The organism is Cyanobium sp. NIES-981, assembly GCF_900088535.1.
Lineage (GTDB): Bacteria > Cyanobacteriota > Cyanobacteriia > PCC-6307 > Cyanobiaceae > NIES-981.
This window is the reverse complement of record NZ_LT578417.1, coordinates 330,598-356,673: the sequence shown is the minus strand read 5'-3', so window position 1 is coordinate 356,673 and position 26,076 is coordinate 330,598. Positions and strand designations below refer to the sequence as shown.

The window sequence follows — 26,076 nt, the reverse complement described above, 5'->3', positions numbered from 1 at the left end:
GAGCCCGGGCCAATGCCGGACCCTAGCCTCATCAAGCCGTCCCCCAAGACCCATGTCCGCCGCCGCCACCACTGCAGGCAGTGCGTGCAGCCCCCGCACCATCCGCGTGGAGCTGAGCGCCAACCCCTACCCGGTGGTGATCGGTGCGGGAAGCCTGGCCCGGCTCGGCGAGCAGGTGGCGGCCCTGGGGTTCAAGGCCGGCACCAAGGTGCTGGTGGTGACCAACCCCGACGTGGACACCCACTACGGCGCCGCCGCTCTGGCCAGCCTGCGGGAGGCGGGCCTGGTGGCCGAGCGGCTGGTGATCGAGGCCGGCGAAGACCGGAAGACACCCGCCACCGTGGCCCTGATCCACGATGCGGCCTTCCGGCAGAAGCTGGAGCGCGGCTCGCTGATCGTGGCCCTGGGCGGCGGCGTGGTGGGGGACATGGCGGGCTTCGCGGCCGCCACCTGGCTGCGGGGGATCGCCGTGGTGCAGGTGCCCACCACCCTGCTGGCGATGGTGGATGCGGCGATCGGCGGCAAGACCGGCGTGAACCATCCGGGCGGCAAGAACCTGATCGGCGCCTTCCACCAGCCGCGGCTGGTGCTGGTGGACCCCGCCACCCTGGCCACCCTGCCGGAGCGGGAGTTCCGCGCCGGCATGGCCGAGGTGATCAAGTACGGCGTGATCGGCGATGCGGTGCTGTTCGCCGATCTGGAGGCGGCGGCGGCACGGCAGCCCGGGGCGGGGCTGGCCAGCCAGCAGGCCGTGGGAGCGAAGCTGCTGCAGAGCCTGCTGGAGCGCTCCGCCGCCGCCAAGGCCCGGGTGGTGGCCGCCGATGAGCGCGAGGGGGGCCTGCGGGCGATCCTCAACTACGGCCACACCCTCGGCCATGTGGTGGAAACCCTCCGCGGCTACGGCACCGTGCTGCACGGCGAAGCCGTGGCGATCGGCATGGCGGCCGCCGGCGAGATCGCCGTGGCCATGGGCCTCTGGAGCCGCCAGGATCAGGCGCGCCAGCTGGCCCTGATCGCGGCCGCCGGCCTGCCACACACCTGGCCCAGCCTGGACAACGAGGCCGTGCTGGCGTGTCTTCAGGGCGACAAGAAGGTGCGGGAGGGGCGGCTGCGCTTCGTGCTGCCCACGGCGATCGGCGCGGTGCAGATCCGCGATGACGTGACCGCCGACACCATCCTCAGCACGATCGCGGAGCTCACGCCGAAATCCGCATCGGCAGGCCCGTCCGATCCGGATCCCCACCCAGGGTGAGGGCTTCCCCTCGCCGGAGCCTGCCAGCACTCCAGAGGCAGGCCAGGGCATCGAGGATGTCGTCATCGGCCACCAGGCCGCGGCGCAGGGAGGCACGGATCGCCGCCGCTGCCCCCGGCAGCCAGGCCTCCACCAGGGCCCCACGCTGGCTGGCTCCGGCCGCGGTCTTCTTGGCCTCCGCCATCGGCACCCCCCCGTTCCACTGCCGGAAGGCCAGCTCCGGATGCACCTCCCACACCCGCGGGCGCAGGCTGGGCTCCGCCTGGAGCAGGCCATCGAGCTGGCGGATGCGCGGCAGCAGGTTGTAGGCCTGCTGGCTGAGCCGCCGCCCGGAGGCCGCCGCGCTGAGGGCGCAGGCCTCCGCGTAGGTGGAGGCGGCCAGGCAGGGCCGCAGCGGCGCGGGAAACACACTGCTGCGGCGGGGGCCCAGCAGCCGGCGGGCCTCCTGATCACAGCGCCGCGGCCCGGCCTCGGCCAGGCCCACCGGCATGTCCACGGCGGTGAGGGCAAGCCCGGGGGCGGCCAGCGCCGGCTGCAGGCTCTCCAGCAGCTGCCAGTGCAGCTCCGCCGCGGCGCAGGGCAGGGCAGGGGCGGTGATCACCAGCCAGCCGCCGCGGCAGCCATCCACCCCCTGCAGGGCCCCGGGAGGCCCGCGAAAGACCGGGTCAGGGTGGGGATCGGCCGCCGGTTCAGGGGTCGGAAGCGCTCTCGGGGTAGTGGTCTTCAAGGGCGGTTTCCAGCGTGGTGAGCAGCAGCACGAGCGCCGCCCTGGGTTCCAGGTCGGCGCCGCTCACCTGGCCGATCCAGCGATGGCAGAGGTGCTCGATCTGCTGGAACAGGGTGCCGCCCCGGCGCAGGGTGGCCATCACCCGCTCCACGCTCTCCTCGTCCGCTTCGGGCGGCAGGCCCACCACGTAGCGGCGGCCGTCGTCTCCCACGTAGGTGAGCTGACCATCGGCGTCGAGGATCGGAGCCGCATGCGGGGTGATCGGCTGGTCGTCGGCCGAACCGTGGGGCCCGGCCCCATCTGGTGGCTGCGTCATGGGTGGTCCCCCGTTTCCTTCTCCTAGGAAGAACCCGGACCGTTGCCAAGCCGGCGGCCAGGGCAATCAGGAGGGCTGATCAGTGCCGCCGCCGCTCGGTAACGGCAGGAACCTTGCCGTGGTGCAGGGGCGCGGCCATGGTGGGAGAACCCCTGGTGGCAGCCATGCACGGGCGCAAACTGCGATGAGTTGGAGCGAACTGGAACGGTTGGTGGAGAGCGCCGAGGCCGACCATGCCCTCCGGCGGGCGCTCACGCACTGCCGCAGCGAGCATGAACTGGTGCTGGCGGCGCGGCAGCTGGGCTTCAGGATCACGGCACGGGATCTGGCACGCGCCCGCTGCGCTGACCAGCAGGAGCGCCACGGCCTGCTGGGCGAGCCCCCCGCCTCGGCTCAGGGGCATTGCGAGGCGGCGCACCCGCCCCACGGCTGAGGCCCCGCTCCCAGCGCTCGCACTGCCGCAGGAGCAGCCAGCCGGCGAGCGCCAGGGCGGCCAGCGCCAGCCTCCCAACCCACAGGCCCTGCCCCCAGAGGGCGGCGAGGCCAACGAGCGCCACCGCGACCGCCAGTTGCAGCCAGGGACGCACGGCCCGCAGGCGCCGTTGGGCCGTGGAGCAGGCATGGCAGTGGCGGGTGTGGGCATGGTCGCGATCCATCAACTGATCGCGGTCGAGCCGCTCCGGCAGGGGGCGGCCGGGGAAGGGCTCACCGCCCGGACCGTTCACCCAGGCGTGCAGGGCCCTCACATACCGATCGGAGTCGGTGGGCAGGAAACAGGCCTGGCTGAACGCATGGCTGCCCCCCCGCCGGGCCAGGGCCCGCTCCTGCCAGTGGAGGAACACCTGGTCGTCCTCCAGCACGGTGTGGTTGGCGATGTGCTGCAGCCAGCGGGGGCGGAAGCGCAGCAGCAACCGCGGCAGCGCCGAGCGGAACTGGAACGGGAAGCGGGCGAACAGGCGGCATTCACCCGGCCGGATCGGGGTGGCGTACACCACGGTGAGGATGCGGGCGAAGCCCTTGGCGGTGAGGTCGTGCCACATCAGCGCAGGCGCCGCGAAGGTGGTGAACTGGCTGCCCAGCCGGCCCCGGCGCGGCCCCTCCAGCCACTCGGCCGTGAAGCCCTCCGGCCCCTCCGAGGTGAGGCTGGCCTGCACGGGAGCCGCGTTCTCGCGCCGACCCACCGTGCGGTGGTGGGTGAAGGGCACATGGCTCACGTCCAGCACGTTCTCCAGCAGGGTGAGGGCATCCATGGGCAGGTCCCGGAAGGTGTCCTGCACCAGCCAGCCCGGCTCCTCCAGCTGGGGCACCAGGGGCAGGGGCACCTGGGGGGCCCGTTCGGGGTCTCCCGAGAACACGAACAGCAATCCCTGGCCCGTGGCGGTGGGCAGGGCCGTGCAGCGGGAGCGGGCGCTGCCGCAGGCCACCGCGGCCTGGGCGGGGTCCGCCTGGGGGATGGCGGTGCACAGGCCGCTGCCGTCGAAGCTCCAGCCGTGGTACGGGCACTCCAGCTCGCCGCGGTCATTGAGCCGCCCCTCGCTCAGGGGCACGAGCCGGTGGGGGCACACATCCTCGAAGGCCCGCCAGGTGGCCGCGGCGGCATCCCACCAGAGCACCAGGTCCTGCTCCAGCAGGGTGAAGGCGGTGGGGCGGCCGGGATCGAGATCCTCCAGGTAGGCCACCGGATACCACCGCTGCCGCCAGGCGTTCTGCCGGCGCCCTTCCTCGAGGCTGGGGGTGGACCCGGGGGTGCTGATCGGAACCGTGCCGGAGGAAGCCATGTGCTGCAGATGCCTGGCCGGATGATGGCGCGGCGGCGAGCTCAGCCGGGATGCGGCAGGCGCACCCCGGCGAACACCCGCAGGAATCGCCGCACCGTGATGAGCCGCAGCAGATGTTTCCGGTGGAGGCAAAACACCCGCCAGTCGCTCACATCCATCCCCCCCAGCCCGGGGCGTGGAGGCAGGCCGGCGAAGCGGCGTGGAGAGGGGGCTTCCGCATGCCAGATCAACCCCACCCCCCAGTCGGTGTTGACCACGCAGTGGTCGAGATGGGGACACCGGCTGAGCAGATCGAGAAAGGCCAGGTAGGTCTGGCCCATCCATTCCCCCGGGCGGAACTCGGGGCAGGTGAGCGCGGGATCGGGGGGGTTGCAGTCGTGCACCACGATCACCCCACCCGGCCGGAGCAGCTGGAGGGCGACGTGGAGATCGAGACTGGAGGCCGCATAGGTGTGGTACGGATCCAGGAACACCACATCGAAGCGCTCTCCCGACTCCACCAGGGGCTGCAGAACCCTGGCCCCCTCCGCGCCCTCCTGGCGGTGGTGCACAGGCAGGCCGTCCGCGTAGTCGGCTGGAGCGTTGTAGAGGGCGCGGCGACGGTGCACGAACTGACGGCCGCACACCGCCATGAACCGGCCCCCTGAGGTGGGTGTGGCGATCTCCAGGTAGCTGCTGTAGGCATTCGCCCAGCCCAGGGCATTCACCACGTCCGCCTTGCCGCAGAGGGGGTGGCGGTTCCGGTCGAGACACCGCTCCGCCAGCGCGGCCAGATCCGCCGGGCCTGGGGCTTGCCCTGCCATCCCGGCCTCCCTGAACTGCTCTGGCGGCAGCGTAGGCGGACTGCTTAGGGTCACACCGTTCCATCGGGAAGGGGTGATGGCGACGATCGCCGTGAGCGGTGCCAGCGGCAAGACCGGCTGGCGCGTGGTGCAGGAAGCCCTTCGCCAGGGGCATGCGGTGCGCGCCCTGGTGCGTCCCCACTCCACCCTGCCCGCCGGGCTGGACGGCGCCGAGGTGATCCGGCTCGAGCTTCACCAGCCCCGGAAGCTGGAGGAGGCGCTGCGGGGCTGCGACGCCCTGGTGATCGCCACGGGGGCCCGGCCTTCAGTGGATCTCAGCGGCCCCCTCAAGGTGGATGCCTTCGGCGTGCGGGACCAGATCCGGGCCTGCACCGCCGTGGGGCTGAAGCGGGTGGTGCTGGTGAGTTCCCTGTGCGCCGGCCGCTGGCTGCACCCGCTCAATCTGTTCGGCCTCATCCTAGTGTGGAAGCGCCTCGGCGAGCAGTGGCTGGAACGCAGTGGGCTGGACTGGACGATCGTGCGCCCCGGCGGGCTGATTGAACGGGAGGAGAAGCTCGATCAGGAGGGCGTGGTGTTCACCGGCCCGGACCAGCAGGAGAGCGACAGCATCCCCCGGCGTCTGGTGGCCCGGGTGTGCCTGGAGGCCCTCGCCACCCCGGACGCCTGCGGCCGCATCGTGGAGATCACCAGCCGAGGGGATCAGCAGCCCCAGCCCCTGGCCGCCTGGCTGGCCGCGGGCTAGAGCAGCCCCCGGTAGCGCACCAGCAGCTGCACCATCGCCCAGGAGCCCAGGGTCACCTTCACGGCCACCAGCACGTTGAGCAGGGGGATCCAGCCACCGCTGTCGATGGCGCCAAACGTGCCGGGGCCCCAGGGGGTGAGACCCCCCAGGCTGAGCAGGGCCACCACCAGGAAGGCCACAACGGCGGCCTTCTCCCACAGGTCGGCGCGGTAGCGCTGGTAGAGCCGGTCGGCCAGGCGCACCGACCCGCTGATCAGCAGCAAGCCGATGGCCGTGCCGCCGGCCACGCCGGCCGCGAAGCCGCCGCCGGGGGAGAGGTGGCCCCGCAGGGCCAGTTCCACCGCCACCAGGGCACACACGGTGGAACCGAGCTGGCAGAGCACCACCGAGGGAGCGTCCTGCAGGCCCCGGATCCGGCGCTGGCTGGGCTCTCCGCTGAAGATCCAGCGCACCCCGATCGAGGCCAGGGTGAACACCACCACCTCCGCCACCGTGTCGTAGAGGCGGGTCTTGAGGATCACGGTGGACACCAGGTTGGGCACGGCACCGGTCTGCAGCAACAGCTCGAGCGCCCGATCGATCTGGGGCGGCTCCGGCAGGCTCAGCAGCAGCGGCGCCAGGCAGAGGAGCACGGCCGCCAGGGCGTAGATCCAGCTCATGGGGTGGCTCCGGAGCGGGGAGGCGGCGGAGCGAGCGGCGGCAGCAGCAGCAGGCTGTGGCCGTCGGCCCGCCAGTCGGCGGCGCCCGGCAGATCCTCCAGCCGCTCGAGCAGCTGGGGGCGATGCAGCCGCAGCTGGAAGTGCTCCTGGCCTCCCTCCACCGGCTGGAGCAGGCCGTGCAGGCCGGCGTCGGCGGCGGCGGGGCCGACCAGCAGCTCCAGACGCAGGTGCAGGGGCTCCAGCCAGCTGCGCAGCTGCCGCACCACCTTCTCGGGAGGTGGCGCGCCGCCCGGCAGGGCCAGCCGCAGCACCATCGAGGAGCGCAGCGCCACCGCATAGAGGGTGGTGGAGAGCAAGGTGCCCACGAGGGCTTCGGTGAGCGCCACGTCGGCGGCGCCCAGCAGGGCATAGATCAGGGCGGCCACCGCCCCCAGGATGCCCCGCAGCACCAGGGTCTGGTAGGGATTGGGCTGGGCCACGAGCAGGACCGCCGTGAGCGGCAGCAGTGCCGTGATCGGGATCAGCAGGGCGGCATCGCCGCTGAGGGTGATGGCAGCCGATGTCATGGCTGGCGCTCCTCCTTGGCGCCCCCGGAGGGGAAGGAGGGAGGCAGCGGCTGGGAGCAGCTGGCGAGCACGTAGCCGAAGATCGTGTTCCACACCACCAGCGACAGCAGGGCCAGCAGCAGCAGGGGCCATTCCGGCCGCAGGCGGAGCAGCAGCCCCACCAGCATCAGGGCCGAGCCGAGGGTGTCGGCGATGCTGAGGTAGTGCAGCTTGCGCAGGAAGCTGCCGCGGCCGAGCAGGGGCCAGGTGCCGCCGAACCAGAACACCAGGCCCGCCAGCAGCAGCAGGGTGCTGAGGAGCTGGGTCACGCCCGGTGCGCTCATCGGTCCACCCCCCGCAGCAGGTTGGCCAGGAGCATCACGGCCGCATTGCCCACGCTGAGCACGATCACCCCGACGATCCCGAGCATCCAGTCGTCCCGCACCACCGACACGGCGAGCATGAGGATCGCCACCTTGGTGGACACGCTGGCGAAGGCCGCCAGGCGGTGCCACACATCCACCGAGCGGCAGGCCACCAGGATCGGCAGCAGCAGGGCGAGCACCATACCGAGCAGGATCACCGCCATCACCGCACCTCCCGGGAGTCAGGCGTGGTGCCGGCGCCGGAACCGGGGGGCAGGGGCCGGGCCATGCGATGCACCCGGTAGGCCTGGCCTCCCGGCTCCACCCCGAGCGCAATCGTGAGCGGGGTGAGGGTGATGCGGAACACCTCCAGGAACGTGAGCAGCGCAGAGCCCCGGGCGGTGAGCGGCGACGGCTCCAGGCGCCCCTCCAGGCGCTGGCCCATCAGCAGCAGGCGCACGGCCTCCCCATAGGCCACCGGAATGGCGACCAGGCTGGCCAGCAGGAGCCGGAGCAGCTGGCGGATGGGCAGGTGCCGGCTGCGGCGGGCCTGGGGCAGGGCCAGCGCCACGGCCAGGCCGATGGCCACGTTGGTGGCGCCCAGATCGGCGCTGAGCAGGCACCAGATCAGCAGGCGCAGGGCGATGGTGATCATCCGGGCCACAGCACCTCCCTCGGCATCAGCAGGCCCACCAGAACGGCTCCCACCACGGCCAGGCCGCCCAGCAGTTCCTGCAGCCGCTCCAGATCCGGCAGGGGCAGCGGCAGGGGTGCCGGCCAGGGCACTGGCAACGGATCGGAGGCGGGCAGGCGCCGCCGCTGCAGGCCGAGGGCGATCAGGGTGAGACCACTGAACAGCCCCAGGCCGAAGGCGAGCACCCCCAGCGCCTTGCCGGCGGACCCCGGCGGCGGCAGGGGCCCGAGGGCCAGGCCGCCCACCAGCAGCAGCGCGGCCAGCAGCCACGGGCCCGGAGCCGGAGGCGCCCACTCCCACCGGATCGGCCGCCAGCACAGCCGTGCATAGACGGCCGCCGTGCCTGCCATCGCCAGCACCAGAACCTGGGGCACCGGCAGCATGCCGCTGCCAGCTCCCACCACGGAGGCGAGCTGGTCCTTGGTCCAGAACCCGAGCAGGAAGGGAGCGCCGGCGATCGAGAGGGAAGCCACATACCAGGGCAGGCCGAGGGCGGCCGGAAGCGGCTGCAGCCGCCAGGTGCGCAGATCCCGGCTGCCGAGGCGGCCGGCCAGCAGGAACAGGCAGGCCTTCGCCAGCCCATGGGCCAGGGCGTAGACAGCGCCGGTGGCGGGGCTGAGCAGCACCAGGCCGGCCTGGCCCAGGGTGCTCCAGGCGAGCACCCGTTTGAGGTCGGTGTCCGCCAGGGCATACAGCAGCGCCAGCAGGGCGCTGGCCAGGCCGATCAGGCCGAGCAGGGGTTGCAGCTGGGGCAGCTGGTTGGCCAGGCGCAGCAGGGGGCAGAGACCACCGGCCACCACGACGCCGGAGAGCAGGGCCGACACGTCGGCCGGAGCCTCGGCATGGGTGCGGGGGAGCCACAGCCCCGACAGGAACACCCCCGACTTGGTGAGCAGGCCCACCAGCAGCAGGGCCACCACCACGGCCAGGTTGCGGGGTTCGAGGCCTGGCGCGCCCAGGGCAGCGAGGCGGAAGCTGCCGGTGTTCAGGTAGAGCAGGGCAACGCCCACCAGGTACACGGTCATCACCGTGTTGCCCACCAGCAGGTAGCGCAGGGCGATCCAGAGCTGCTGGGGCTCCCGCTTCTGCAGGATCAGCAGGAAGGCCGTGACCCCCACCACCTCGAGAGCCACGTAGAGGCTCACCAGGTCGACCGCCAGAAAGGCCGAGTTGAGGCCGCCGAGCAGCACCATCACCAGCAGCAGGAAGGGGCCCGGCGGGCGCCGGCTCCAGGTGTCGAGCACCACGGCCAGCACCACGAGCCCGTTGAGCAGCAGGAAGGGAGCGGCCAGGGCATCGGCCTGCAGCAGCACCCCCAGCGGGCCGGTGAGCTGCAGGAACCAGGGGCAGGTGCCGTTGAACAGCAGCGCCCCGACGGCCGTGGTGGCCAGGGCACAGCCCAGGGCCAGCCAGCGGGCGGTGGAGGGCAGCAGCGCGGAGAGGAAGGCCCCCAGGAAGGGGAGCAGCAGCCAGGCGATCAGCAGGGTCATGGCGCTGCCCGGCTGGCCGGGGCGGCAGCGCCCGGGGCGGAGGGGGCCTGGCTGGCCTGCAGCTGCTCGAAGCTGGCGGGCTCCAGGAGCGGGTCCACGGCCGAGAGCCGGGTGATCACCACCAGCAGCACCGCCTGGATCGACAGACCGATCACGATCGCGGTGAGGATCACGGCCTGGGGAATCGGATCCGCCCAGGCGCCGAGCCTGGAGAGCGCTTCGGGATCGGCCACCACGGGCGTGCGCAGCCCGCTGCGGGCGGCCACCAGCACGAACAGGGCCACCGCGGCGGTGCCCATCACGTCCATGGCCAGGGCCTTGAGGAAGAGGTTCTGGCGGCCGATCAATCCGAGCAGGCCGGCCAGCAGGGCCCCCAGCACCAGGGCCTCCAGCAGTCGGAAGGTGTCGATCAGGGGGGAGGCCCATCCACGGCGCGCTGACAGTAGCCGCTTCCTGCCGGGATTTGGGGGATGGCCTAGGGCGCCGGAGCGGGGGGGAGCAGGAAGCGGGGGGTGGCCATGGGGCCGCGGCTGAAGGCCAGCCAGCGGAAGTCCCCCAGGGTGTGCGGGTCCACGAGGCGGAGCAGGGCCTCCCGGAGCTCCAGCCGTTCAGCCAGCCCGCTGGCCTGGCCGGCCGGAGGGTCATGCTGCAGGCCGTGCAGCCGCTCGGCCAGACCCAGGGCCAGCAGGGCCTCCCCCTGGCGGCACTGGCCCAGCACCCGCCAGCCGGCCCGGCGGGCCTGCTCCTGCAGCGTGTCGATGCAGAGATGGGCGGTGAGATCCCAGGCTCCCGGTTCCAGCAACGGATCGGTGCTGGCCCGCTGGCCCCGGTAGGCCAGCAGGGTGCCGGCGGAGCGCTGGGGGGCGTAGTAGCGCCAGGCCTCCAGGGCGTAGTCGATCACCAGCAGCGGTCCTGCGGCCAGGGCGGCGGCGCAGGCCTCCAGCCAGGGGCCGGAGCCGGGGTGCAGTTCCGTGCACCAGCCGGCCGGGCGCTGCTCCCCGGGCGGATCGAGCCCGAGGGCGGCGAGGTGCGCCAGGGCCTCAGGCTCCAGGGGTTCGCCGGGCTCGAGCCGCAACCGGGGGCCGGTGCTGCCGCCCTCCACGAGCCGCACCAGCTGGCGGCGCCAGAGCGCCCCGTCCCACACGATCCGCTCCACCGCCAGGGCATCGAGCACCTCATGGGCCAGCACCACGCCCCGCACCGGCGCGGCCGCGAGCTCCTGCCAGCAGGTCCAGCGGCAGGGCAGGGGCGAGGCCTGCAGCAGCCGGCGCTGCCGCTCCGCCATGCCGGCGTTCGGCTCCACCAGCCAGAGGGTGGTGCGGGCGGCCAGCGCGGGCCAGTGGCGCTGCAGGGCCTGGGCCAGCTCCAGGGCCAGCGCTCCTTCCCCCGGGCCCGCCTCCACCAGGGCGAGCGGACCTGGCCCGTGGGCGGAGAGCCAGGCGGCCAGCTGGGGGGCCAGCAGGGCCGCGAAGTCGGGGCCGAGGGCGGGGGAGGTGACGAAGTCGCCGTCGCGCCCGATCCGCAGGCGGCCGGCGCCATAGGCGCCGTGGTCGGGGTCGTGCAGCGCCCAGGCCATGAAGCGCTGGAACGGCACCGCTCCGCCGCAGTTCCGCAGCCGCTCCGCCAGCCAGACCGGGCAGGGCGGGGGGGGTGCACTCACGGCCGGCACGCAGCTCGGGGAGAATGCATTGTCACGGAGAACGGTGCATGGGAAGGAGTCTGGCCACGCGGGCGGCATCCACGCTGGCGGCGCTGTTGCTGGTCCTCTGCACCCTGGTGGGTGGAGGGGCAGGCCCGGCCTTCGCTTACGACAACCCGGACCTGCTGCCGGACCACCCCACGCCGGTGATCGATCTGGCCCGGGCCCTCACCGACGGCCAGCGGGCCGAGCTGGAGGAGCACCTCACCGGCTTCGAGGCGGACACGGGCTGGAAGCTGCGGGTGCTCACCCAGTACGAGCGCACGCCAGGGCTGGCCGTGAAGGAGTTCTGGAACCTGGATGAGCGCAGCCTGCTGCTGGTGGCCGATCCCCGCGGCGGCAACCTGCTGAACTTCAACGTGGGCGATGCGCTCTTCGCCCTGATGCCGCGCACCTACTGGGTGGAGCTGCAGACCCGTTTCGGCAACCAGTACTACGTGCGTGACCACGGGGAGGACGGCGCCATCGTGGATGCGCTGGCCGCGGTGGAGACCTGCCTGGAGCGGGGCGGCTGCCAGGTGGTGCCGGGCCTGCCCAACGAACAGTGGGTGCTCACCCTGGCCACCTCGATCCTGGGGGGCCTGATCGTGGGCTTCGCCGCCTACCCGCGCCAGGAGGGCCGCACGGTGGAATGGGCCTGGGTGCTGCTGCTCTCGCCCCTTTGGGTGATCCTGTTCGGCGTGTTCGGCGTGGCCCCGATCGTGACCCGCACCGACGACCTGCTCCCCCTGCTGCGCAATGGGCTGGGATTCTCCGGCGCCATCGCGGCGGCCTACCTGATCGCCCAGAACACGGTGGGCCGCAGCCGCATCAAGCCCGACGAGGGCTGACGCGCTTTCGGCCCGGGCGGAACTCAGCTGGCGGAGCGGGGACCGAGGGTGTCGAGGGCCTCGAGCTGGCAGCGAAGCGAATCGGCCGGGAGGCAGGCAGGCTTCACCGGCTTCGGCGGTTCGGCGGCGGCGAGGTCGTCCAGCACCCGCTGCTGGCGCTGGCGCAGGTAGGCCAGGTTCTGCTCGTAGAACTGGCGCAGCTCCTGGTAGCGCTTCACGGGCTGGCCGTAGAAGCTGCGGCCGGCCAGGGTGGGGAAGGAGGCCCACTCCGGGGCGAGCCGGTGGGCCAGGTAGGGGGTGAACTGGCCCTGGTCGGCCAGATGGAGGGCGCCACGGCGCTGCACCAGGTAGAGGGCGGCCTGGTCCTGCACCTGGGGGCCGAAGGCGTCAGGCCCCTGCAGCTGGAAGCCGAGGGCGCGGGACACCATCGCCCAGGTGGGGGGCATGAACTGGTAGGCCCCGGCGGCGGCACTGGCGTAGCGGGCGCTGCGCACCACCCGGTTGGGGTGACGGTCCAGGGAGGGCATCAGCCCGCCGCCGAACATGATCCGGTAGCCCACGTCGGCGCCACCGGCCCAGGTGCCCTCGGCGTAGCGGATGGTGTTGAGCAGGGCGCGCCGCTCGGGGGTGATGGCGTACACGCGGGGGCCCGGCGGCGGCAGGGGCACCGACAGGGCCACGGAATGGGGTTGCGGCAGGGCCCGGGCGGCGGCGGGCACCGGCGCGTGGGAGGGGTGCACCGGCGGCGGCACCGGGATGGTGGTGAGCACCCGGCCCACGCCGCCGCCGACGGTGCCGAGGGTCACAGGCCCGAGGGCTGCCATGGCCGGCTGGGCCGTGGCCAGAGCGGTGGCCGAGGCCGTGAGCGAAGCCACAGAGGCGGCGAAGAACGCGTTCGTTGTTTTGGCGAAGGACAAAACCGGAAGCAAAACAACAGGACGGGCAGCAGATTGGCGATCGAATGGCTCAAACCAGTTGCTGTTAGTGCCAATCGCACAAGCGTCCACTGGTGTCAATGGCAACGCTGAATGGTTCAGATCACTGTCAGGGCCCTAAATAGCCCCCTTTTCAACAACAGCAACACCGATGGACCTGGCCACAACGATTGGAGCTGCTGATCACCCCAGCGGGGGCCCGTTCCTGCCCCCAGCGCTCAGGCCAGGCCCCGCTGCATCGCGAAGGCGGCGATGGCGGCGGCGGCCGTGGCGGCCCCATCGGCCGGCAGGGGGCCATGGGAGGGGGGGTGCAGGGGCTGATCCAGCTGCCAGCGGCCGGTCTGCAGGTCGTGCTGGCTCAGCAGCCGATGGTGGGCGTGGCGCTGCAGGGCCTGCTCCAGCACGGGGGCTTCCGCGAAACCTTCCCGGTGCACTGCGTGGATGCCCACGTTCTGCCCCATGGCCTCGCAGAAGCTGCTGTAGCCGGGCTTGGTGATCAGGCGGGCGCAGTGGCGCATCAGCTCCAGGGGTCGCACCTCCGCCGGCAGCACCCGGCCGTTGGCCGCCCGGGCCAGGGCCGGATCGTGGCCCAGGAAGGTCCAGTGCGGCCACAGCGCCAGCAGGGCGGGGTCGAGCCGCAGCCCCAGCCCCCCGAAGCTGATCAGCACGCAGCGCTCCCGCTCGGCGGGGAGCCCCAGCCGGCGGGCCAGATCCGCCCCATCCAGGCGGGGTTCCCCGGCCGTGAGCCCGAGCTGCTGCTGCGGCAGCCCCCAGGCCATCGGCATGGCCAGGGGGCACTGCAGCAGCAGATCCCCCCGGCGGTAGAGCTGCTCACAGCGGTCGGCCCAGGCCGTGAAGGCACCGCCAAGGGGGCGGTAGATCGCCTCCCAGCCGAAGCTGGCCAGCCAGATCAGGGGAGCCCCGACCCGCTCGGCCAGCAGCACCGCTGCCGGGGGCACATCGGCCAGCAGCAGCAGCGGCTCTCCCTGGGCCTGCAGCCAGGCGGCCTCCTGGCTGATCTGGTGCGGCAGCTGCCGCTCGAGCTGCTCCAGGGCCTCGAGGGTGGCGGCGGGGTCCGAACCGAGGGCATCGGCCTGCAGCATGCCCACGTCCCAGCGGCAGGGGCGGAGCTCGAAGGGCACCGGTCCGAAGGCGGTGGCCAGGAAGGAGGGCGGCAGGGCCGTGGAGAGCACCAGCCGCCAGTGGGGGAAGCGGCGATGCAGGGCGGTGAGCACGGCGGCGGTGCGCGAGCCATGGCCGAAACCATGGGCACTGATGCAGGCGTGGATCAGCACGGTTCCACCCGCACGCGGGGGAGCGGCTCGGCCCCGCTCTGGGCTGGAGCGGCCTGGTGCACCACCTCCTCATAGTGAAGCCGGCCGTCGAGGCCATACCAGCGGTGGCTGGCCCGGAGCACCGGCGCGGCCGGCGTGGTGTCCAGCTCCACCCAGGCGAAGTGGCGCAGCTCCTGGCCGGCCAGGTCGCGGCCATGGCGGGGCACGAAGGCGGCATTGAGATAGAGGGTGCCGCGGCGGTCCACGGCCACGCTGCGGCGATCTCCCTGGCCCCGGCGCAGGGCGTGATGCATGTGGCCGAACACCACCAGCGGCACGGGCCGCCGCTGGCGGATCTGGCGGATGGCCAGGGCCAGGTCCTGATCCCCCCAGTCGCAGGCGGGGCTCTTCCAGTCGCGCCCGCAGGGATCCGCCGCGCTGCTGCCCAGACCGGCGGGGCCGCTGTGGGCCAGCAGCACCAGCGGCAGCTCCGGATCGGCGGCCAGGGCGGCCGCCGTGATCCGGTCAGCCGACTCCTGCAGGGTGAGGGGCCCGAAGGCGGCCAGGACCGCCTTGGAGAGATGGAAGCCGCCGCCGGCCGTTCCCGGCCGCGCCCCCACCACCGCCAGGCCTGGCGGCCTCAGCTGCCGCAGGGCCCAGCCGCAGTGGAGGGGTCCGAGGGTGGCGAGCTGGCGCTGCAGGGTGCGGCCCGAGGCATCGCGGCCGGCGTCATGGTTGCCGAGGATGCAGGCCACGGGCAGCGGCAGCTGGCGCAGCAGGGCAGGCACCTGGGGGGTGCCGTCGCTGAGATCGCCCACCACCAGCACGGCGTCCGGCCGGATCAGCTCCAGGAGGCGATGGTCGCTGCCATCCCAGGCGCCGTGCGGATCTCCCACCACGGCCAGGCGCAGAAGACCCATCCACCCCTAACTAAGCTGCAACATCCTGCCCGTTGGGGATCCCGGTTGGTTTTCGCAGCCGCCCAGACCACCCAGGCCCGTGCCGCGCAGCACGGCGCCGGGGAGCCTTCGCCACCCCCGGCCGCCGAGCTGCCGGCGGCGATCGCTGCCCTGCGGCGCGAACGCAACGCGGTGATCCTGGCGCACTACTACCAGGACGACGCCATCCAGGACATCGCCGACTTCATCGGCGATTCGCTGGAGCTGGCCCGCAAGGCCGCGAGCACCGACGCCGATGTGATCGTGTTCTGCGGCGTGCACTTCATGGCCGAGACGGCCAAGATCCTCAATCCCTCCAAGACGGTGCTGCTGCCGGATCTGGAGGCCGGCTGCTCCCTGGCGGACGCCTGCCCCGCCGATCGCTTCGCCGCCTTCCGGGCCGAGCACCCCGAGCACATCGTGGTGAGCTACATCAACTGCTCGGCGGCGGTGAAGGCCCAGAGCGACCTGATCTGCACCAGCAGCAACGCGGTGGAGCTGGTGAAGCAACTCCCGGCCGACCGGCCGATCCTGTTCGCGCCGGATCAGAACCTGGGCCGCTGGGTGCAGAACCAGAGCGGCCGGGAGCTCACCCTCTGGCCCGGCAGCTGCCTGGTGCACGAAACCTTCAGCGAGCAGGCGCTGCTGCAGCTGAAGCTGGAGCATCCCGAAGCGGAGGTGCTGGCCCACCCGGAATGCCAGCAGCACCTGCTGGATCTGGCCGACTTCATCGGCTCCACCAGCAAGCTGCTGGCCCGGGCGGCGGAGAGTGAGGCACCCGCCTTCATCGTGCTCACCGAGCCGGGGATCCTGCACCAGATGCGCCAGCGGGTGCCGGGCAAGGCGTTCTTCGAGGTGCCGGGCGCAGACGGCTGCAGCTGCAACGCCTGCCCCTACATGCGGCTCAACACGCTGGAGAAGCTGTGGCAGTGCCTGCAGACCATGGCGCCGGCGATCGAGATGGACGAAGCCCTGCGGCGGCGGGCCCTGGCACCGATCCAGCGGATGCTGGAGATGAGCCGTTAGCGAGGTTCAGGGCAGGGCGCGCCTCCATGGTGGACGACAGCACGCCCGTGTCCTGCGTCACGGTTGATCTGAGCCGAGACCACCTGCTCCAAGGTGGCTGCCCATCGCCTGCCTGCTGAACCAGCGCCCGTTCCCGCAGCTGCGCCCGATCGAACGTGCCGGAGCTGTTGGGTGGAAGATCCGCAGTGGCCAGGAAGCGCAGCGGGTGGGGGACGAAAACTGCGGCGACATGCGCGGGCCCCCCAAGGTGAACGTTGCCCTCCGGCAGCCATGGCATGGCCCCGGGCCGGAGTCTTCCGCTCAGGTCGCTGCAAGCGCGAGCTCGGCAGGCAGCCCCAGCTGCTGCGCGCTCAGCGCCCAGAGCTCAGCCGCCAGGGCATCATCACGGGCAGCCTCAGCGGGCTCGCTCCGCTCGAAGCGGCGGCGGCCAGGCCCCAGCACCCGGTTGCTCCAGTACTGAAACCCCGGTCCCTGTGGGACCGGGTCGGCCGCCAGGGCGGCCAGCAGAGCACCGGCGCGGCCGGGGGATTCGGTGAGGCGCAGCAGATCCCTGGCCACGAAGGCGAAGACCACCTGGCCCACGGGGTTGATCCGGCGGCTGTCGCGGAAGAAGCCGCCGCCGCCGCGGGGGATCACGAGCCCCGGGCTCCAGGCCAGCACCGGCAGCGCCAGGCCCCGCTGGCGCAGACGCCGCTCCACCTCCCGCGCCATCACCAGGTTGCAGAGCTTGGTGTCCTTGTAGGCCTTCTCGGCGTTGAAGCTGCTGTGGCCATCGAGCATCGGGGCGCCGGGCCCCTGCCGCAGCCCGGCCAGATCGCCCAGGCCGGCGGGCTGCCCCACCCGGCCCCCGGGGGTGGTGGGGTCGTGCACCTCCGAGGCGGTCACCACCAGCCGCGGCTCGGTGCCCCGGAGCAGCAGGGGCAGCAGCCGCTGCAGCAGGGCCTGATGGGCCAGATGGTTCACCGCCAGCGTGAGCTCGTAGCCCTGGGCCGACCAGCGCGGTTCGCGGGCACCGTTGTACTGCAGGCCGGCGTTGAGCACCAGCGCGTCGATCGGCTCCCCGGCGGCCAGCAGCCGCTCGGCGGCGCTCTCCACGCTCTCCAGATCAGCCAGATTGAGGATGCAGGGGCGCAGGGCACCGCTGAGCCGGCTCCGCAACCCAGCCGCGGTGGCGGCATCACGGCAGGCCACGGTGAGCGTGTGGCCGGCCTGCAGCAGTCGGGCTGCGGCTTCGAAGCCGATCCCGGAGCTGCCTCCGGTGAGCAGGATGTGGCGCTGGGGCACGGAAGGAGGGCCGTTCAGTAGCTGTAGTTCGCCTCGAACAGCGGGGTGCCGTCGGAGGGTTCCGAGCCGGCCACGTAGAACCCCTGGGCGGCCTGGCCGTTGGCCCGCGCCCGCGCCAGCAGCGCCTCCTGCCCCGCTGCCACATCGTGACCAGCCCAGTGCCTGAGGCACGACTGCTGCAGGGCCCGGCCATAGGAGAAGCCCAGGTGCCACGGGGCCGGCGTGATCGCCCGGTTGATGCCGTTGAGGAACACACTCGCCTCCTCCTCGCTCAGCCCACCGGAGAGGAACAGGATCGCCGGCACGCTCACCGGCACCGTGCGCTGCAGCGTGCGCAGGGTGAACTCCGCCGCCAGATCCGGGCTGGGGGGTTCGGCGCAGCCCATGCCGGGCAGGGTCATGGAGGGCTTGAGCAGGCTGCCCTCCAGAAACACGCCGTTGTGGCTGAGGGCCCGGTACACGGTGCGCAGCACCCACTCCTGCACCGCCGCGGTGGTCTCGATGTCGTGGTCGCCGTCCATCAGGATCTCGGGCTCCACGATCGGCACCAGCCCCTCCTCCTGCACGGTGCGGGCGTAGCGGGCCAGGCCCCAGGCGTTCTCCCGCACGCACAGCTCCGAGGGGGAACCCTCCGGCGTGATCCTGAGCACGGCGCGCCACTTGGCGAAGCGGGCGCCGCGGGCGTAGTAGCGGGCCGCCCGCTCCTGCAGGCCCTTGAGGCCGGTGCACCAGCTCTCGCCCGGCAGGCCGCCCGGCAGGGGTTCCACGCCCCGGTCCACCTTGATGCCGGGCACGATGCCCCGCTCCTGGAACAGCTCCACGATCGGCGGGCCGTCCTGGCCCCCGGCGTCCATGCTGTCCTGGAAGAGGGTTTCCTCGTAGAGGATCACGCCGCTGATGTGGTCGTCGATGCCGGGGGCGGTGGCCAGCAGGCTGCGGTAGGCGCGGCGGTGCTCCTCGGTGTTCTCCACCCCGATGGCCGCGAAGCGTTTCCCCACCGTGCCGGTGGATTCATCGGCGGCCAGCAATCCCTTGCCCTGGGCGGCCAGGGCACAGGCGGTGCTGGCCAGTTCCTCGCGGAAGCTCTCAAGCGTCATCGTTTCCGGCGCGGCCGACAGGAGAGCCACCAGGCTCCTCCCTCTGGCTAGGCAGGGCCGGAGGCCATGTCAACGCCACCCGGCGCCGGAGGGTGCTAGCCCAGAAGCAGATTCGGAGTGCTGCCATGGCCCCCACCCCCTGCGCCTGCCCCAGCTGCACCTGTGCGGTGTCCCCCGGCGAGGCCGTGGTGAGGAACAACCTCGCCTACTGCTGTGAGGCCTGCGCCAGCGGCCATCCCAACCACGAGCCCTGTCACGGCGCCAGCAGCGCCGCCTGCGGCTGCCCGTGCGGCTCCTGAGCCCCGGCTGAGCCGGCTGATCCCGCCCGATGCCCCTGCCCCCCGGCGCCCTGCTGCAGCTCACGCCCCAGGGGCTGCACTGCCCGGCCGCCGATGCCTGGATCGATCCGTGGCGGCCGGTGCCCCGGGCCCTGATCACCCACGCCCATGCCGACCACGCCCGGCCGGGCTGCGGCGAGTACTGGGCGATCGGTGCCAGTGAGACGATCCTGCGGCAGCGGCTCGGCCACGCCATCAACCTGCTGCCGGTGGACTACGGCCAGACCCTGCGCATCGGCGGGGCGAGGGTGTCGTTCCACAGCGCCGGCCATGTGCTCGGCTCCGCCCAGATCCGGCTGGAGGCGGGCGGGGAGAGCTGGCTGGTGAGCGGCGACTACAAGCGCTGCGCCGACCCCAGCTGCGCCCCCTTCGAGCCCGTGCAGGCCGATGTGTTCATCACCGAGGCCACCTTCGGCCTGCCGATCTACCGCTGGCAGAGCGGCGCCGCGGTGGCCCGCCAGATCCGCGCCTGGTGGCAGGGGGCTCCGGAGCGCCCCTCGCTGCTGTTCGCCTATGCCTTCGGCAAGGCCCAGCGGCTGCTGGCCGAGCTGCACGCCATCGGCGTGGAGGAGGAGGTGCTGCTGCACGGGGCGGTTGAGGCCCTGATGCCGGCCTACCGGGAGGCGGGGGTGGCCATGCCCCCCACCCGGCCCGTGAGCGCCGTGGCGAAGGGCGAGTCGCTGGCGGGGCGGCTGGTGATCGCCCCGCCCTCGGCCCACCGCTCGGTGTGGATGAAGCGCTTCCGGCTGCCGCAGACGGCCTTCGCCAGCGGCTGGATGGCGGTGCGGGGCGCCCGCCGCCGGCGTGGCTACGAGCGGGGCTTCGTGCTGAGCGACCATGCCGACTGGCCGGGCCTGGTGCGCACTGTGCAGGGGAGCGGCGCCCGCCAGGTGTACGTGACCCACGGCAACAGCGACGGCCTGGCCCGCTACCTGCGGGAGGTGGAAGGGATCGCCGCCGAACCACTGGACGGGCGCTTCCAGGCGGAACGGGGCCGGGAGGAGCAGGAGGAGCAGGAGGAGCAGGAACAGCAGCCCGAGCAGCCGGAGGCGCCCGCACCATGAACTGGGGCCGGGCGTTGCTCGTATGGCTGCTGATGATGCTGGCGGAAACGCTCCAGGGGATCCTTCGGCAGAAGCTGCTGAGCCCGGTCCTGGGAGACCTGCCGGCACGGCAGCTCGGTGTGCTGAGCGGATCCCTGCTCGTGCTGCTGATCAGCTGGCTCGCCCGGGGGTGGATGGGTGCCGCCTCCAGACCCCGGCTTCTGCGGGTCGGTGGGGCCTGGGTGGCCCTGACCGTCGCCTTCGAGCTGGCCGTGGGAAAGGCGCTGGGCTACGGCAGCGCGCGACTGCTGGCCGACTACGACCCGAGGCAGGGCGGCTATCTGGGCTTCGGCCTGCTCGTGATGCTGGTGGCACCGGCGCTCACGGCCGCATCCGGCGATGGGAGGGAGCCCCCGCCAGCTCGGAGCCCGTGATGAGGGTAGGGGGCGCCGGCGGGCCCGGCCTGCAGCAGCACACCCAGCAGGGCCACGCCACCACGATCTCGTCGCTGCCGAAGCGCGGCTGGAACGCACGCCCCCGCTCCCGTTGCGCCCGTAGCCGGCAGGCCGCCATGGCACCAACGGTGTCCACGGTGGCTTTTCGGGGTGGTGGGAGCCTGCGCTCGGGCGGATGGGGCCTCTGCGGTTGGATCTGTTGCCCCTGGGCATCAACGGTTCCACGCGATGGCTCTACGGGATGTGAAGCGATCCAGGGCGGCTTCCGGATATCCAGCTATGCCTTGAGCAGGCTCCCGGAAGCCGCCCACCCGCAGAGCGAAGCCATGCAGATCCAGGTGAATACAGACAAGAACATTGTGGGTGATGAGGCGTTCATGCACCACATCGAGAACACCCTGAATCACACGCTTTCCCGGTTCTCGGATCACATCACCAGGCTGGAAGTCCACCTCAGTGACGAGAACAGCGCCTCAAAATCAGGCGGGATGGACAGGCGCTGCCTCCTGGAGGCTCGGGTGGCAGGACGCGACCCGGCCTCTGTGACCGACCAGGCACTCACCGTGGAGCAGGCGGTGCACGGCGCTGCCCACAAGATGGTGAGCCTGCTTGACAGCGAGCTGGGCAAGATGGGCCACCACTAGCGACACCAGCACCATCCGGCAGCTGGAAACCCCTCGTCCGGCGCGAGAAGCATGGGCAGGAATCGATCGTGATGGCCTTGCTGGCCTACGTGGTGCTGAAGGGCCTTGAGAGCACGGTGGTGCGGGCCCTGCAGCTGCAGGGTGCCCGTCATCCGGTGGATGGGGTCAACCCGGTCAGTGCCTGCAACCTGTTCTTCTTCGCCCTGCTGGTGGTGGGCGTGAGTGTGATGGTCGCCGACCACCGCAGCCTGCGCCGGCAGCTGCCCCGGTTGCAGCGCCACCAGTGGAACCTGCTGGGGCTGGACCTGCTGGCCGGGAGCCTGACCGGTCCCCTGGGCAGCTACATGGCCATCGAGAGCCTGGCGGTGATCGAGAAGACCCTGGTGTTCACCCTGGTGCTGCCGGCTTCGGCGCTGCTCTCGCGCCTGTGGCTCAAGGAGCCCTTCCCCCGCCGCTTCTGGCTCACCACGGGGGTGATCGGCCTGGGGCTGGGGCTGGCCTCCCTGGGCAGCGGGGCGCCGATGGGCATGCACCGGCTGGCCGGTCTGGGCTGGGGTGCGGTGGGCGTGGCGGGATTCTCCTGCAGCGCAGTCACCGCCCGCCGGCTGGGCCAGGAGGGCCTCGGCCTCGGGCTCACCACCGGACTGCCGTCGCTGCTGGCCGCCCTGGTGTTCCTGGCGATCGGGCTGGTGCTGTTCGGAGCCGAACACTTCATGCACCTGCAGCTGTGGTGGGTGGCCGGCGTGATCGGGCTCTACGCCCTCACCGTGGTGCTGGGCAGTGAGTGGAGCCTGCGGCTGAGCTACCGCCGCTTCCGCGTGGCCACCGTGGCGGTGGTGGGGTCACTCTCCCTGGTGGTGTCGGTGCTGAGCGCGGCGGCGCTGCTGGCCGAGCCCGCAGGCCCGCCGGTGCTCCTCGGCTCGGCCCTGGTGCTGGCGGGGGTGCTGCTGGCGGTGGGCAGAAGCAGCACGACATCGCCCGGATCGGTGATCAGCTGAACCGCACGGAAAGGTGCACGGCCCCTTCCGCCCCAAGGCGGGTTGCGCGGGTGACGTTAACGCGGGTGTAGTGGAGGGCCTGCCCGCTCAAGGGGCCGCCATACTATCAACGGATGCCGCTGAGTTCCAATGAGTGACGTGCTGATCGTCTTCAAGGCGGATGTCGGTTTCCGAACCAGTGAGCTGGTCAAAGAGAAAGGCCTCGGACCCGGAGTTGAGGTGAGCAGGGTGTCCTTCTCGATTGAGCAGTTAAGCAGGAATCGCCCCCTGGAAGTCTCCATGACCCTGGTGGATATTCATGAGCTGCCACTGTTTGTGGAGAGGGTGAAGAGCCAGGGCCTGATCAGCGCCGAGCTCGACTTCTATGACAAGAAAAGGTTGAATACGGTTCCCAACCCAGTACCGACAACCCAGAAAGATCACTCCATCTTTCTCTCGATTTCCTCTGGCAGCTGGCGTGTCCAATCGGCGGAATTCTCGTCTCAGGAGCACGACAGCGGTGGTGTCATCACCCTTGTCATGAGCGTGGACAAGGGATCACTCTTCAGCTTCGTCAGCGACAACAGCGGCCAGACCAGCGTGCACTCCACCACCTCCTGGGACGTCAAGAACTAGCCAACCAGCTCCAGGCGGGGTGGGTGCAAGATGCAGAGGTTCCCTTCCGCCGCGCCATGGTCATGCGTTCTCCATCACTCGGCCTGAACCGGGTGCCCTACCTGGCCGGATCCCTGGCGGCCTGCCTCACCTGCGCAGCACTGCTGGCTCCCCAGGCCGCCTCGGCGGGGGCCTGCACCTTCCTCCAGCCGATCGGCGGCAGCGGCCCGATCGTGAAGAAGCGGGTGCAGCGCCCCAAGGGTCCGATCGGCAGCACGATCGGCCGCACCAACTGGAACACCGACTTCACCGTGGATCGCGACTACAGCAGCTACAAGCTGTTCTTCACGGCCGACTCCACCGACCAGGGCAGCTACCCGATCGAGGCCTATCTCAAGTTCAGCGACGGCAGCAATCTGCGTGTGGTGCAGGAAACCCTGAAGCCAGCCCTGGGAACGGGAACGATGTTCGGTCCCTTCCCGGCTGTGGCGGGCAAGCGTGTGAGCCAGGTGAACATCAAGGTGGGCACCGCCAAGGAGCCGGGCGCCACCGGTTTCAGCTACCGCATCTCCGTGCAGGGCTGCCGCTGAGGAGGCCACGCCACCAACCAGCCCTGCCAAGGGCGCCGATCGTGGGCGCCCTGCCTGAGGCCACTGCGGCGCAGGGCTGGTACGGCTTCGGCGCTTCGGTCGGGGCCGAGGATGATTCCGCGGGTCCAGGAGCTTCGCTTTCCACGGCATGGCCTACCCGGGTCCTGGTGGTGCACGCCACGGCGTTGGCGGCCTGGCGGCGGCGGCAGCTGGGGCTGCTGGGGTCATGGCGAGCTCCCGCTCCACCAGGGTGGCCCAGTAGCTGGCCCCGATCGGCAGGATCGCGTCGTTGAAGTCGTAGCGGGGGTTGTGCAGCAGGCAGCCACCCTCACCCGGGCCATTGCCGATCCAGCCGTAGGCCCCCGGCCGAGCCTGCAGCATGTAAGCGAAGTCCTCCGCTCCCATGGTGGGCGGCCGCTCGCGCTCCACCTGCGCCTCACCCACCACCGCCGCCATGGCGGCCGCCGCCGCCGCCGCCTGCTCCGGCCGGTTCAGCGTGGGGGGGTAGCCCTCGATCAGCCGCAGCTGCGCCTTGGCGCCGTGGGCGGCGGCCACGCCCGCCACCATCGCCCGGATCTGTTCATGCAACCTGTTGCGCAGGGCCGGATCGAAGTAGCGCAGGCTGCCGCGCAGCACCGCCTCCTGAGGGATCACGTTCCAGGTGTCGCCGGCATGGAACTGGGTGAGGCTCAGCACCGCGGCGTCGCTGGGGGCCACGCGGCGGCTCACGATCGTGTGCAGGGCCTGCACCAGGGCGGCGCCGGCCGCGATCGGATCGATGCCCTCCTCCGGCATGGCCGCGTGGCAGCCACGGCCGCGCACGAGGATCTCGAGGCTGTCGCAGCCAGCCATCATCGGACCGCTGCGGATGGCGAAGCGGCCGACAGCAAGCCCCGGCCAGTTGTGGAGCCCGTAGACGGCGTCCACCGGGAAGCGCTCGAACAGCCCCTCCTCCACCATCTGCCGGCCGCCGCCTTCGTTCTCCTCCGCCGGCTGGAAGATCAGCACCACCGTGCCGTTGAAGCGGCGGGTCTCCGCCAGATAGCGCGCTGCTCCCAGCAGCATCACGGTGTGGCCGTCATGGCCGCAGGCATGCATCCGCTGCGGATCGGTGGAGCGGTGGGCGAAGCCATTGGCTTCGCTGAGGTGCAGGGCATCCATGTCGGCCCGCAGCCCGATGCGGCGGGGGGAGCGGCCGGCTTGCAGCACCCCCACCACCCCCGTGCGGGCCAGGCCGGTGTGCACCGCATCACAGCCGAACTGCCGCAGGCGCTCGGCCACCAGCGCCGCCGTTCTCACCTCCTGGAAGGCGGTTTCGGGGTGGGCGTGCAGATCGCGGCGCCAGGCGGTGAGCTCCGGGGCCAGCTCCAGGATCCGGGGGATCAGCGGCATCGGCACGGGGAGCGCTGCAGACCAGTGTGGGCGGCGGCGGCGCCCTGCCACGCCGGCATGTGATGGCCACCTGACCCCAGGCCCCGAACGGATTCTTGCGGGGGGGCCATCGGAGGGTCGCCGCCGCTCTTGGCCAGCGCCTGGCTGTCGTTCGGCACACCGTTGTCGAGCACGTCGCTGCTTCCCCTGCCGGAGGATGGAGCCCGGGAGTTCCCTGCTGGGCTCCATCCCGCTCAGTTCGCCCTGTTCAACGGACCTCGACCTCACTGGCTTCGGCTACCGCATCGCCAGAGAGACCTGAGGCTGAAGCAGGACGCGAACCGGGAGGGGGCGATCGGAGTTCAGGACGGAGCTCGGTACGAAACCCGATGTAATCATAATCCCATGCAATTGTAGCAGCTGGGAGCACCTGCTCGCCGGCATACAATACAACGATTAGATAAAGAAGTGAAGATAAAGCCTACGTTGTCCCCCGCCGCAGAGAAGCCTGGGCAGCTCAATCCCACAATGAGGTTAGAGGTTACTGGGAGACACAGAGACCATGGCCAACCTGTCAAACTTCACGTTCACCGCTCGTCCAGACAGGGCGAGGTCGCTGGTCGACGGCTGGGTCATCAACCCTGGCAAGAAGGTTTCCACCCTGGCCGGGGGGGACATCGTGAAAGGCACATCCCTGCTGGCAAGCCTGGATGGTGTGCTGGTGAGCGAAGGAGGACGGCTGATCACCGGCGCAGGCAAGGACCGTGTTCTAGGCAGGGGCGGCTTGCACGGGGTGTTGGTGGAACAGACAGCCGTGATCAAGACGGGTGGAGGAGCAGACACCATCCGCGGCCTTGTAGCGAACGGTTCGTTCAGTGGCAGCATTACGAATCATGGGCTGATCAGCACCGGCGGCGGCAACGACATCCTCAAAGGGATCCGGGGAGATGGTGTGTTCAGCTATGGCTTTGGAATCGAGAATACGGGCAGGATCAGCATGGGCCCAGGAGATGACAGCATTCTGGGGCAAAGTCCAAATGGTACGGGCCTGCGTGTATTAACAGGAAGTATTGATACCGGAGACGGCGATGACACGATCGAAGGTACCAGGCTGGGCCCGATTCCCACGATATTTCTGACTCCAGGCATTGAAATCGGGGGAGAGGTCAGGATCACGACAGGAGACGGCAACGACCTGGTCATAGGCCGAGGCATCACAGGCATTCAGAATTCGGGTTTGATTCGCACCGGTAGGGGCAACGACCGAGTGGATGCGCTCACCGGGGGATTTTCCGGATTAGGCGGTACACTCCTGGGGGCAGGGAATGACACCCTGGCGGGCTTTGCAGCCCTCGGTTTCGGCGGCGGTGTTAACGCGGGCACCTTCATCGGTGGCAAGGGTAAGGACAAAATACTGCTTGATAACGGTGTCTACACCATCACGGGAGAGATCCTGTCGCGTCCTGCCGATGGTGGTTCCATGAGGGTCAGGAGTTTTGAGAAGATCGGCGGCATCAATGGGGGGATGTTCAACTTTGCCGATGGAACACTGACTGTCAGCGGAGGGGTTGCCACGTCCCTCGTGTGAA

The 26,076-nt window shown here is 71.2% G+C and carries 30 protein-coding genes and 1 pseudogene; 13 read left to right on the top strand and 18 right to left on the bottom strand.

Annotated elements, in window-relative coordinates; translation table 11 throughout:
- Nucleotides 1-52: 52 nt before the first annotated feature.
- A complete protein-coding gene (aroB, locus tag CBM981_RS01865) occupies nt 53-1,252 on the top strand; it encodes a 3-dehydroquinate synthase (RefSeq protein ID WP_087067025.1) in 1,200 nt (399 codons plus the stop codon).
- Here aroB and CBM981_RS01860 read toward each other — a convergent pair.
- Nucleotides 1,197-1,979, bottom strand: a complete 783-nt coding sequence (locus CBM981_RS01860; RefSeq protein ID WP_087067024.1) for a DUF429 domain-containing protein — start codon at nt 1,977-1,979, stop codon at nt 1,197-1,199. The genes aroB and CBM981_RS01860 overlap by 56 nt on opposite strands.
- A complete protein-coding gene (locus CBM981_RS01855) occupies nt 1,942-2,295 on the bottom strand; it encodes a hypothetical protein (protein ID WP_087067023.1) in 354 nt (117 codons plus the stop codon). Before CBM981_RS01855 ends, CBM981_RS01860 begins: the two co-directional genes overlap by 38 nt.
- Before the next feature lie 184 nt (nt 2,296-2,479).
- On the opposite strand from CBM981_RS01855, the pseudogene CBM981_RS16015 reads away from it, so the two are divergent.
- A pseudogene (locus CBM981_RS16015) lies at nt 2,480-2,578 on the top strand (Nif11 family protein); the annotation flags it as partial.
- A gap of 28 nt (nt 2,579-2,606) precedes the next feature.
- Here CBM981_RS16015 and CBM981_RS01845 read toward each other — a convergent pair.
- Both CBM981_RS01845 and CBM981_RS01840 read right to left on the bottom strand, forming a co-directional pair.
- Nucleotides 2,607-4,073, bottom strand: coding sequence for a Rieske 2Fe-2S domain-containing protein (locus tag CBM981_RS01845; RefSeq protein ID WP_087067022.1), 1,467 nt, complete (start codon nt 4,071-4,073; stop codon nt 2,607-2,609).
- Nucleotides 4,074-4,114: 41 nt separating this feature from the next.
- A complete protein-coding gene (locus CBM981_RS01840) occupies nt 4,115-4,876 on the bottom strand; it encodes a class I SAM-dependent methyltransferase (protein ID WP_087067021.1) in 762 nt (253 codons plus the stop codon).
- A 76-nt stretch (nt 4,877-4,952) separates the two neighbouring features.
- On the opposite strand from CBM981_RS01840, the gene CBM981_RS01835 reads away from it, so the two are divergent.
- The gene (locus tag CBM981_RS01835; protein ID WP_087067020.1) at nt 4,953-5,618 is read left to right on the top strand and encodes an SDR family oxidoreductase; all 666 of its coding nucleotides are present in this window, start codon (nt 4,953-4,955) and stop codon (nt 5,616-5,618) included.
- Here CBM981_RS01835 and CBM981_RS01830 read toward each other — a convergent pair.
- From CBM981_RS01830 to CBM981_RS01795, 8 genes are all read right to left on the bottom strand, one after another.
- Complete coding sequence (locus CBM981_RS01830) at nt 5,615-6,277, bottom strand: MnhB domain-containing protein (RefSeq protein WP_087067019.1); 663 nt, start codon at nt 6,275-6,277, stop codon at nt 5,615-5,617. The genes CBM981_RS01835 and CBM981_RS01830 overlap by 4 nt on opposite strands.
- The gene (locus CBM981_RS01825) at nt 6,274-6,843 is read right to left on the bottom strand and encodes a hydrogenase subunit MbhD domain-containing protein (RefSeq protein ID WP_087067018.1); all 570 of its coding nucleotides are present in this window, start codon (nt 6,841-6,843) and stop codon (nt 6,274-6,276) included. Before CBM981_RS01825 ends, CBM981_RS01830 begins: the two co-directional genes overlap by 4 nt.
- The gene (locus CBM981_RS01820) at nt 6,840-7,166 is read right to left on the bottom strand and encodes a monovalent cation/H(+) antiporter subunit G (RefSeq protein WP_087067017.1); all 327 of its coding nucleotides are present in this window, start codon (nt 7,164-7,166) and stop codon (nt 6,840-6,842) included. Before CBM981_RS01820 ends, CBM981_RS01825 begins: the two co-directional genes overlap by 4 nt.
- Nucleotides 7,163-7,411, bottom strand: a complete 249-nt coding sequence (locus CBM981_RS01815) for a hypothetical protein (protein WP_087067016.1) — start codon at nt 7,409-7,411, stop codon at nt 7,163-7,165. Before CBM981_RS01815 ends, CBM981_RS01820 begins: the two co-directional genes overlap by 4 nt.
- On the bottom strand, nt 7,411-7,842 hold the full coding sequence (locus CBM981_RS01810; RefSeq protein WP_225867612.1) for a Na+/H+ antiporter subunit E: 432 nt from the start codon (nt 7,840-7,842) through the stop codon (nt 7,411-7,413). Before CBM981_RS01810 ends, CBM981_RS01815 begins: the two co-directional genes overlap by 1 nt.
- Nucleotides 7,839-9,371 (bottom strand): proton-conducting transporter membrane subunit, encoded by a 1,533-nt coding sequence (locus tag CBM981_RS01805; RefSeq protein WP_087067014.1) that lies wholly within the window; start codon nt 9,369-9,371, stop codon nt 7,839-7,841. The genes CBM981_RS01810 and CBM981_RS01805 overlap by 4 nt, the downstream gene beginning before the upstream one ends.
- A complete protein-coding gene (locus tag CBM981_RS01800; protein ID WP_172820919.1) occupies nt 9,368-9,781 on the bottom strand; it encodes a cation:proton antiporter subunit C in 414 nt (137 codons plus the stop codon). The genes CBM981_RS01805 and CBM981_RS01800 overlap by 4 nt, the downstream gene beginning before the upstream one ends.
- Nucleotides 9,782-9,846: 65 nt before the next feature.
- On the bottom strand, nt 9,847-11,031 hold the full coding sequence (locus CBM981_RS01795) for an SAM-dependent methyltransferase (RefSeq protein WP_087069106.1): 1,185 nt from the start codon (nt 11,029-11,031) through the stop codon (nt 9,847-9,849).
- A gap of 47 nt (nt 11,032-11,078) precedes the next feature.
- Between CBM981_RS01795 and CBM981_RS01790 the strand changes: the two genes are divergently transcribed.
- Entirely contained in the window at nt 11,079-11,900 is an 822-nt protein-coding gene (locus CBM981_RS01790; RefSeq protein ID WP_172820785.1) for a TPM domain-containing protein, read from the top strand.
- 23 nt (nt 11,901-11,923) lie between these two features.
- On the opposite strand, the gene CBM981_RS01785 is transcribed toward CBM981_RS01790, so the two are convergent.
- The 3 genes from CBM981_RS01785 to CBM981_RS01775 all read right to left on the bottom strand — a co-directional run bounded on the left by CBM981_RS01785 (nt 11,924) and on the right by CBM981_RS01775 (nt 15,029).
- Nucleotides 11,924-12,817, bottom strand: a complete 894-nt coding sequence (locus tag CBM981_RS01785) for a glycoside hydrolase family 104 protein (RefSeq protein ID WP_087067012.1) — start codon at nt 12,815-12,817, stop codon at nt 11,924-11,926.
- 236 nt (nt 12,818-13,053) lie between these two features.
- Nucleotides 13,054-14,130: a hypothetical protein gene (locus tag CBM981_RS01780; protein ID WP_087067011.1), complete on the bottom strand. Its 1,077-nt coding sequence runs from the start codon at nt 14,128-14,130 to the stop codon at nt 13,054-13,056.
- A complete protein-coding gene (locus tag CBM981_RS01775) occupies nt 14,124-15,029 on the bottom strand; it encodes a TIGR04168 family protein (RefSeq protein ID WP_087067010.1) in 906 nt (301 codons plus the stop codon). The genes CBM981_RS01780 and CBM981_RS01775 overlap by 7 nt, the downstream gene beginning before the upstream one ends.
- A gap of 45 nt (nt 15,030-15,074) precedes the next feature.
- Here CBM981_RS01775 and nadA point away from each other — a divergent pair, with 45 nt between their 5' ends.
- Entirely contained in the window at nt 15,075-16,073 is a 999-nt protein-coding gene (gene nadA / locus CBM981_RS01770) for a quinolinate synthase NadA (protein ID WP_369801660.1), read from the top strand.
- A 300-nt stretch (nt 16,074-16,373) separates the two neighbouring features.
- On the opposite strand, the gene CBM981_RS01765 is transcribed toward nadA, so the two are convergent.
- Both CBM981_RS01765 and CBM981_RS01760 read right to left on the bottom strand, forming a co-directional pair.
- Nucleotides 16,374-17,357, bottom strand: coding sequence for an SDR family NAD(P)-dependent oxidoreductase (locus CBM981_RS01765; protein WP_225867474.1), 984 nt, complete (start codon nt 17,355-17,357; stop codon nt 16,374-16,376).
- Nucleotides 17,358-17,371: 14 nt separating this feature from the next.
- Nucleotides 17,372-18,454 (bottom strand): class I fructose-bisphosphate aldolase, encoded by a 1,083-nt coding sequence (locus CBM981_RS01760; RefSeq protein WP_087067009.1) that lies wholly within the window; start codon nt 18,452-18,454, stop codon nt 17,372-17,374.
- Nucleotides 18,455-18,579: 125 nt separating this feature from the next.
- On the opposite strand from CBM981_RS01760, the gene CBM981_RS01755 reads away from it, so the two are divergent.
- The 7 genes from CBM981_RS01755 (at nt 18,580) to CBM981_RS01725 (ending at nt 23,116) form a co-directional block, all read left to right on the top strand.
- Nucleotides 18,580-18,753 (top strand): conjugal transfer protein TrbI, encoded by a 174-nt coding sequence (locus CBM981_RS01755; RefSeq protein ID WP_087067008.1) that lies wholly within the window; start codon nt 18,580-18,582, stop codon nt 18,751-18,753.
- A 29-nt stretch (nt 18,754-18,782) separates the two neighbouring features.
- A complete protein-coding gene (locus tag CBM981_RS01750) occupies nt 18,783-19,856 on the top strand; it encodes a ligase-associated DNA damage response exonuclease (protein ID WP_087067007.1) in 1,074 nt (357 codons plus the stop codon).
- The gene (locus CBM981_RS01745; protein WP_087067006.1) at nt 19,853-20,269 is read left to right on the top strand and encodes a hypothetical protein; all 417 of its coding nucleotides are present in this window, start codon (nt 19,853-19,855) and stop codon (nt 20,267-20,269) included. Before CBM981_RS01750 ends, CBM981_RS01745 begins: the two co-directional genes overlap by 4 nt.
- Nucleotides 20,270-20,616: 347 nt before the next feature.
- Nucleotides 20,617-20,934, top strand: a complete 318-nt coding sequence (locus CBM981_RS01740; protein ID WP_087069102.1) for an HPF/RaiA family ribosome-associated protein — start codon at nt 20,617-20,619, stop codon at nt 20,932-20,934.
- A gap of 71 nt (nt 20,935-21,005) precedes the next feature.
- On the top strand, nt 21,006-21,932 hold the full coding sequence (locus CBM981_RS01735) for a hypothetical protein (RefSeq protein WP_087067005.1): 927 nt from the start codon (nt 21,006-21,008) through the stop codon (nt 21,930-21,932).
- A 129-nt stretch (nt 21,933-22,061) separates the two neighbouring features.
- The gene (locus CBM981_RS01730; RefSeq protein WP_087067004.1) at nt 22,062-22,547 is read left to right on the top strand and encodes a hypothetical protein; all 486 of its coding nucleotides are present in this window, start codon (nt 22,062-22,064) and stop codon (nt 22,545-22,547) included.
- A 56-nt stretch (nt 22,548-22,603) separates the two neighbouring features.
- On the top strand, nt 22,604-23,116 hold the full coding sequence (locus tag CBM981_RS01725) for a hypothetical protein (protein WP_087067003.1): 513 nt from the start codon (nt 22,604-22,606) through the stop codon (nt 23,114-23,116).
- Nucleotides 23,117-23,269: 153 nt separating this feature from the next.
- Here CBM981_RS01725 and CBM981_RS01720 read toward each other — a convergent pair whose 3' ends face one another.
- Nucleotides 23,270-24,508 (bottom strand): M20 aminoacylase family protein, encoded by a 1,239-nt coding sequence (locus CBM981_RS01720; protein WP_087067002.1) that lies wholly within the window; start codon nt 24,506-24,508, stop codon nt 23,270-23,272.
- Between the two features lie 541 nt (nt 24,509-25,049).
- Between CBM981_RS01720 and CBM981_RS15145 the strand changes: the two genes are divergently transcribed.
- Nucleotides 25,050-26,075 (top strand): hypothetical protein, encoded by a 1,026-nt coding sequence (locus tag CBM981_RS15145; protein ID WP_157665302.1) that lies wholly within the window; start codon nt 25,050-25,052, stop codon nt 26,073-26,075.
- Nucleotide 26,076: the final 1 nt, after the last annotated feature.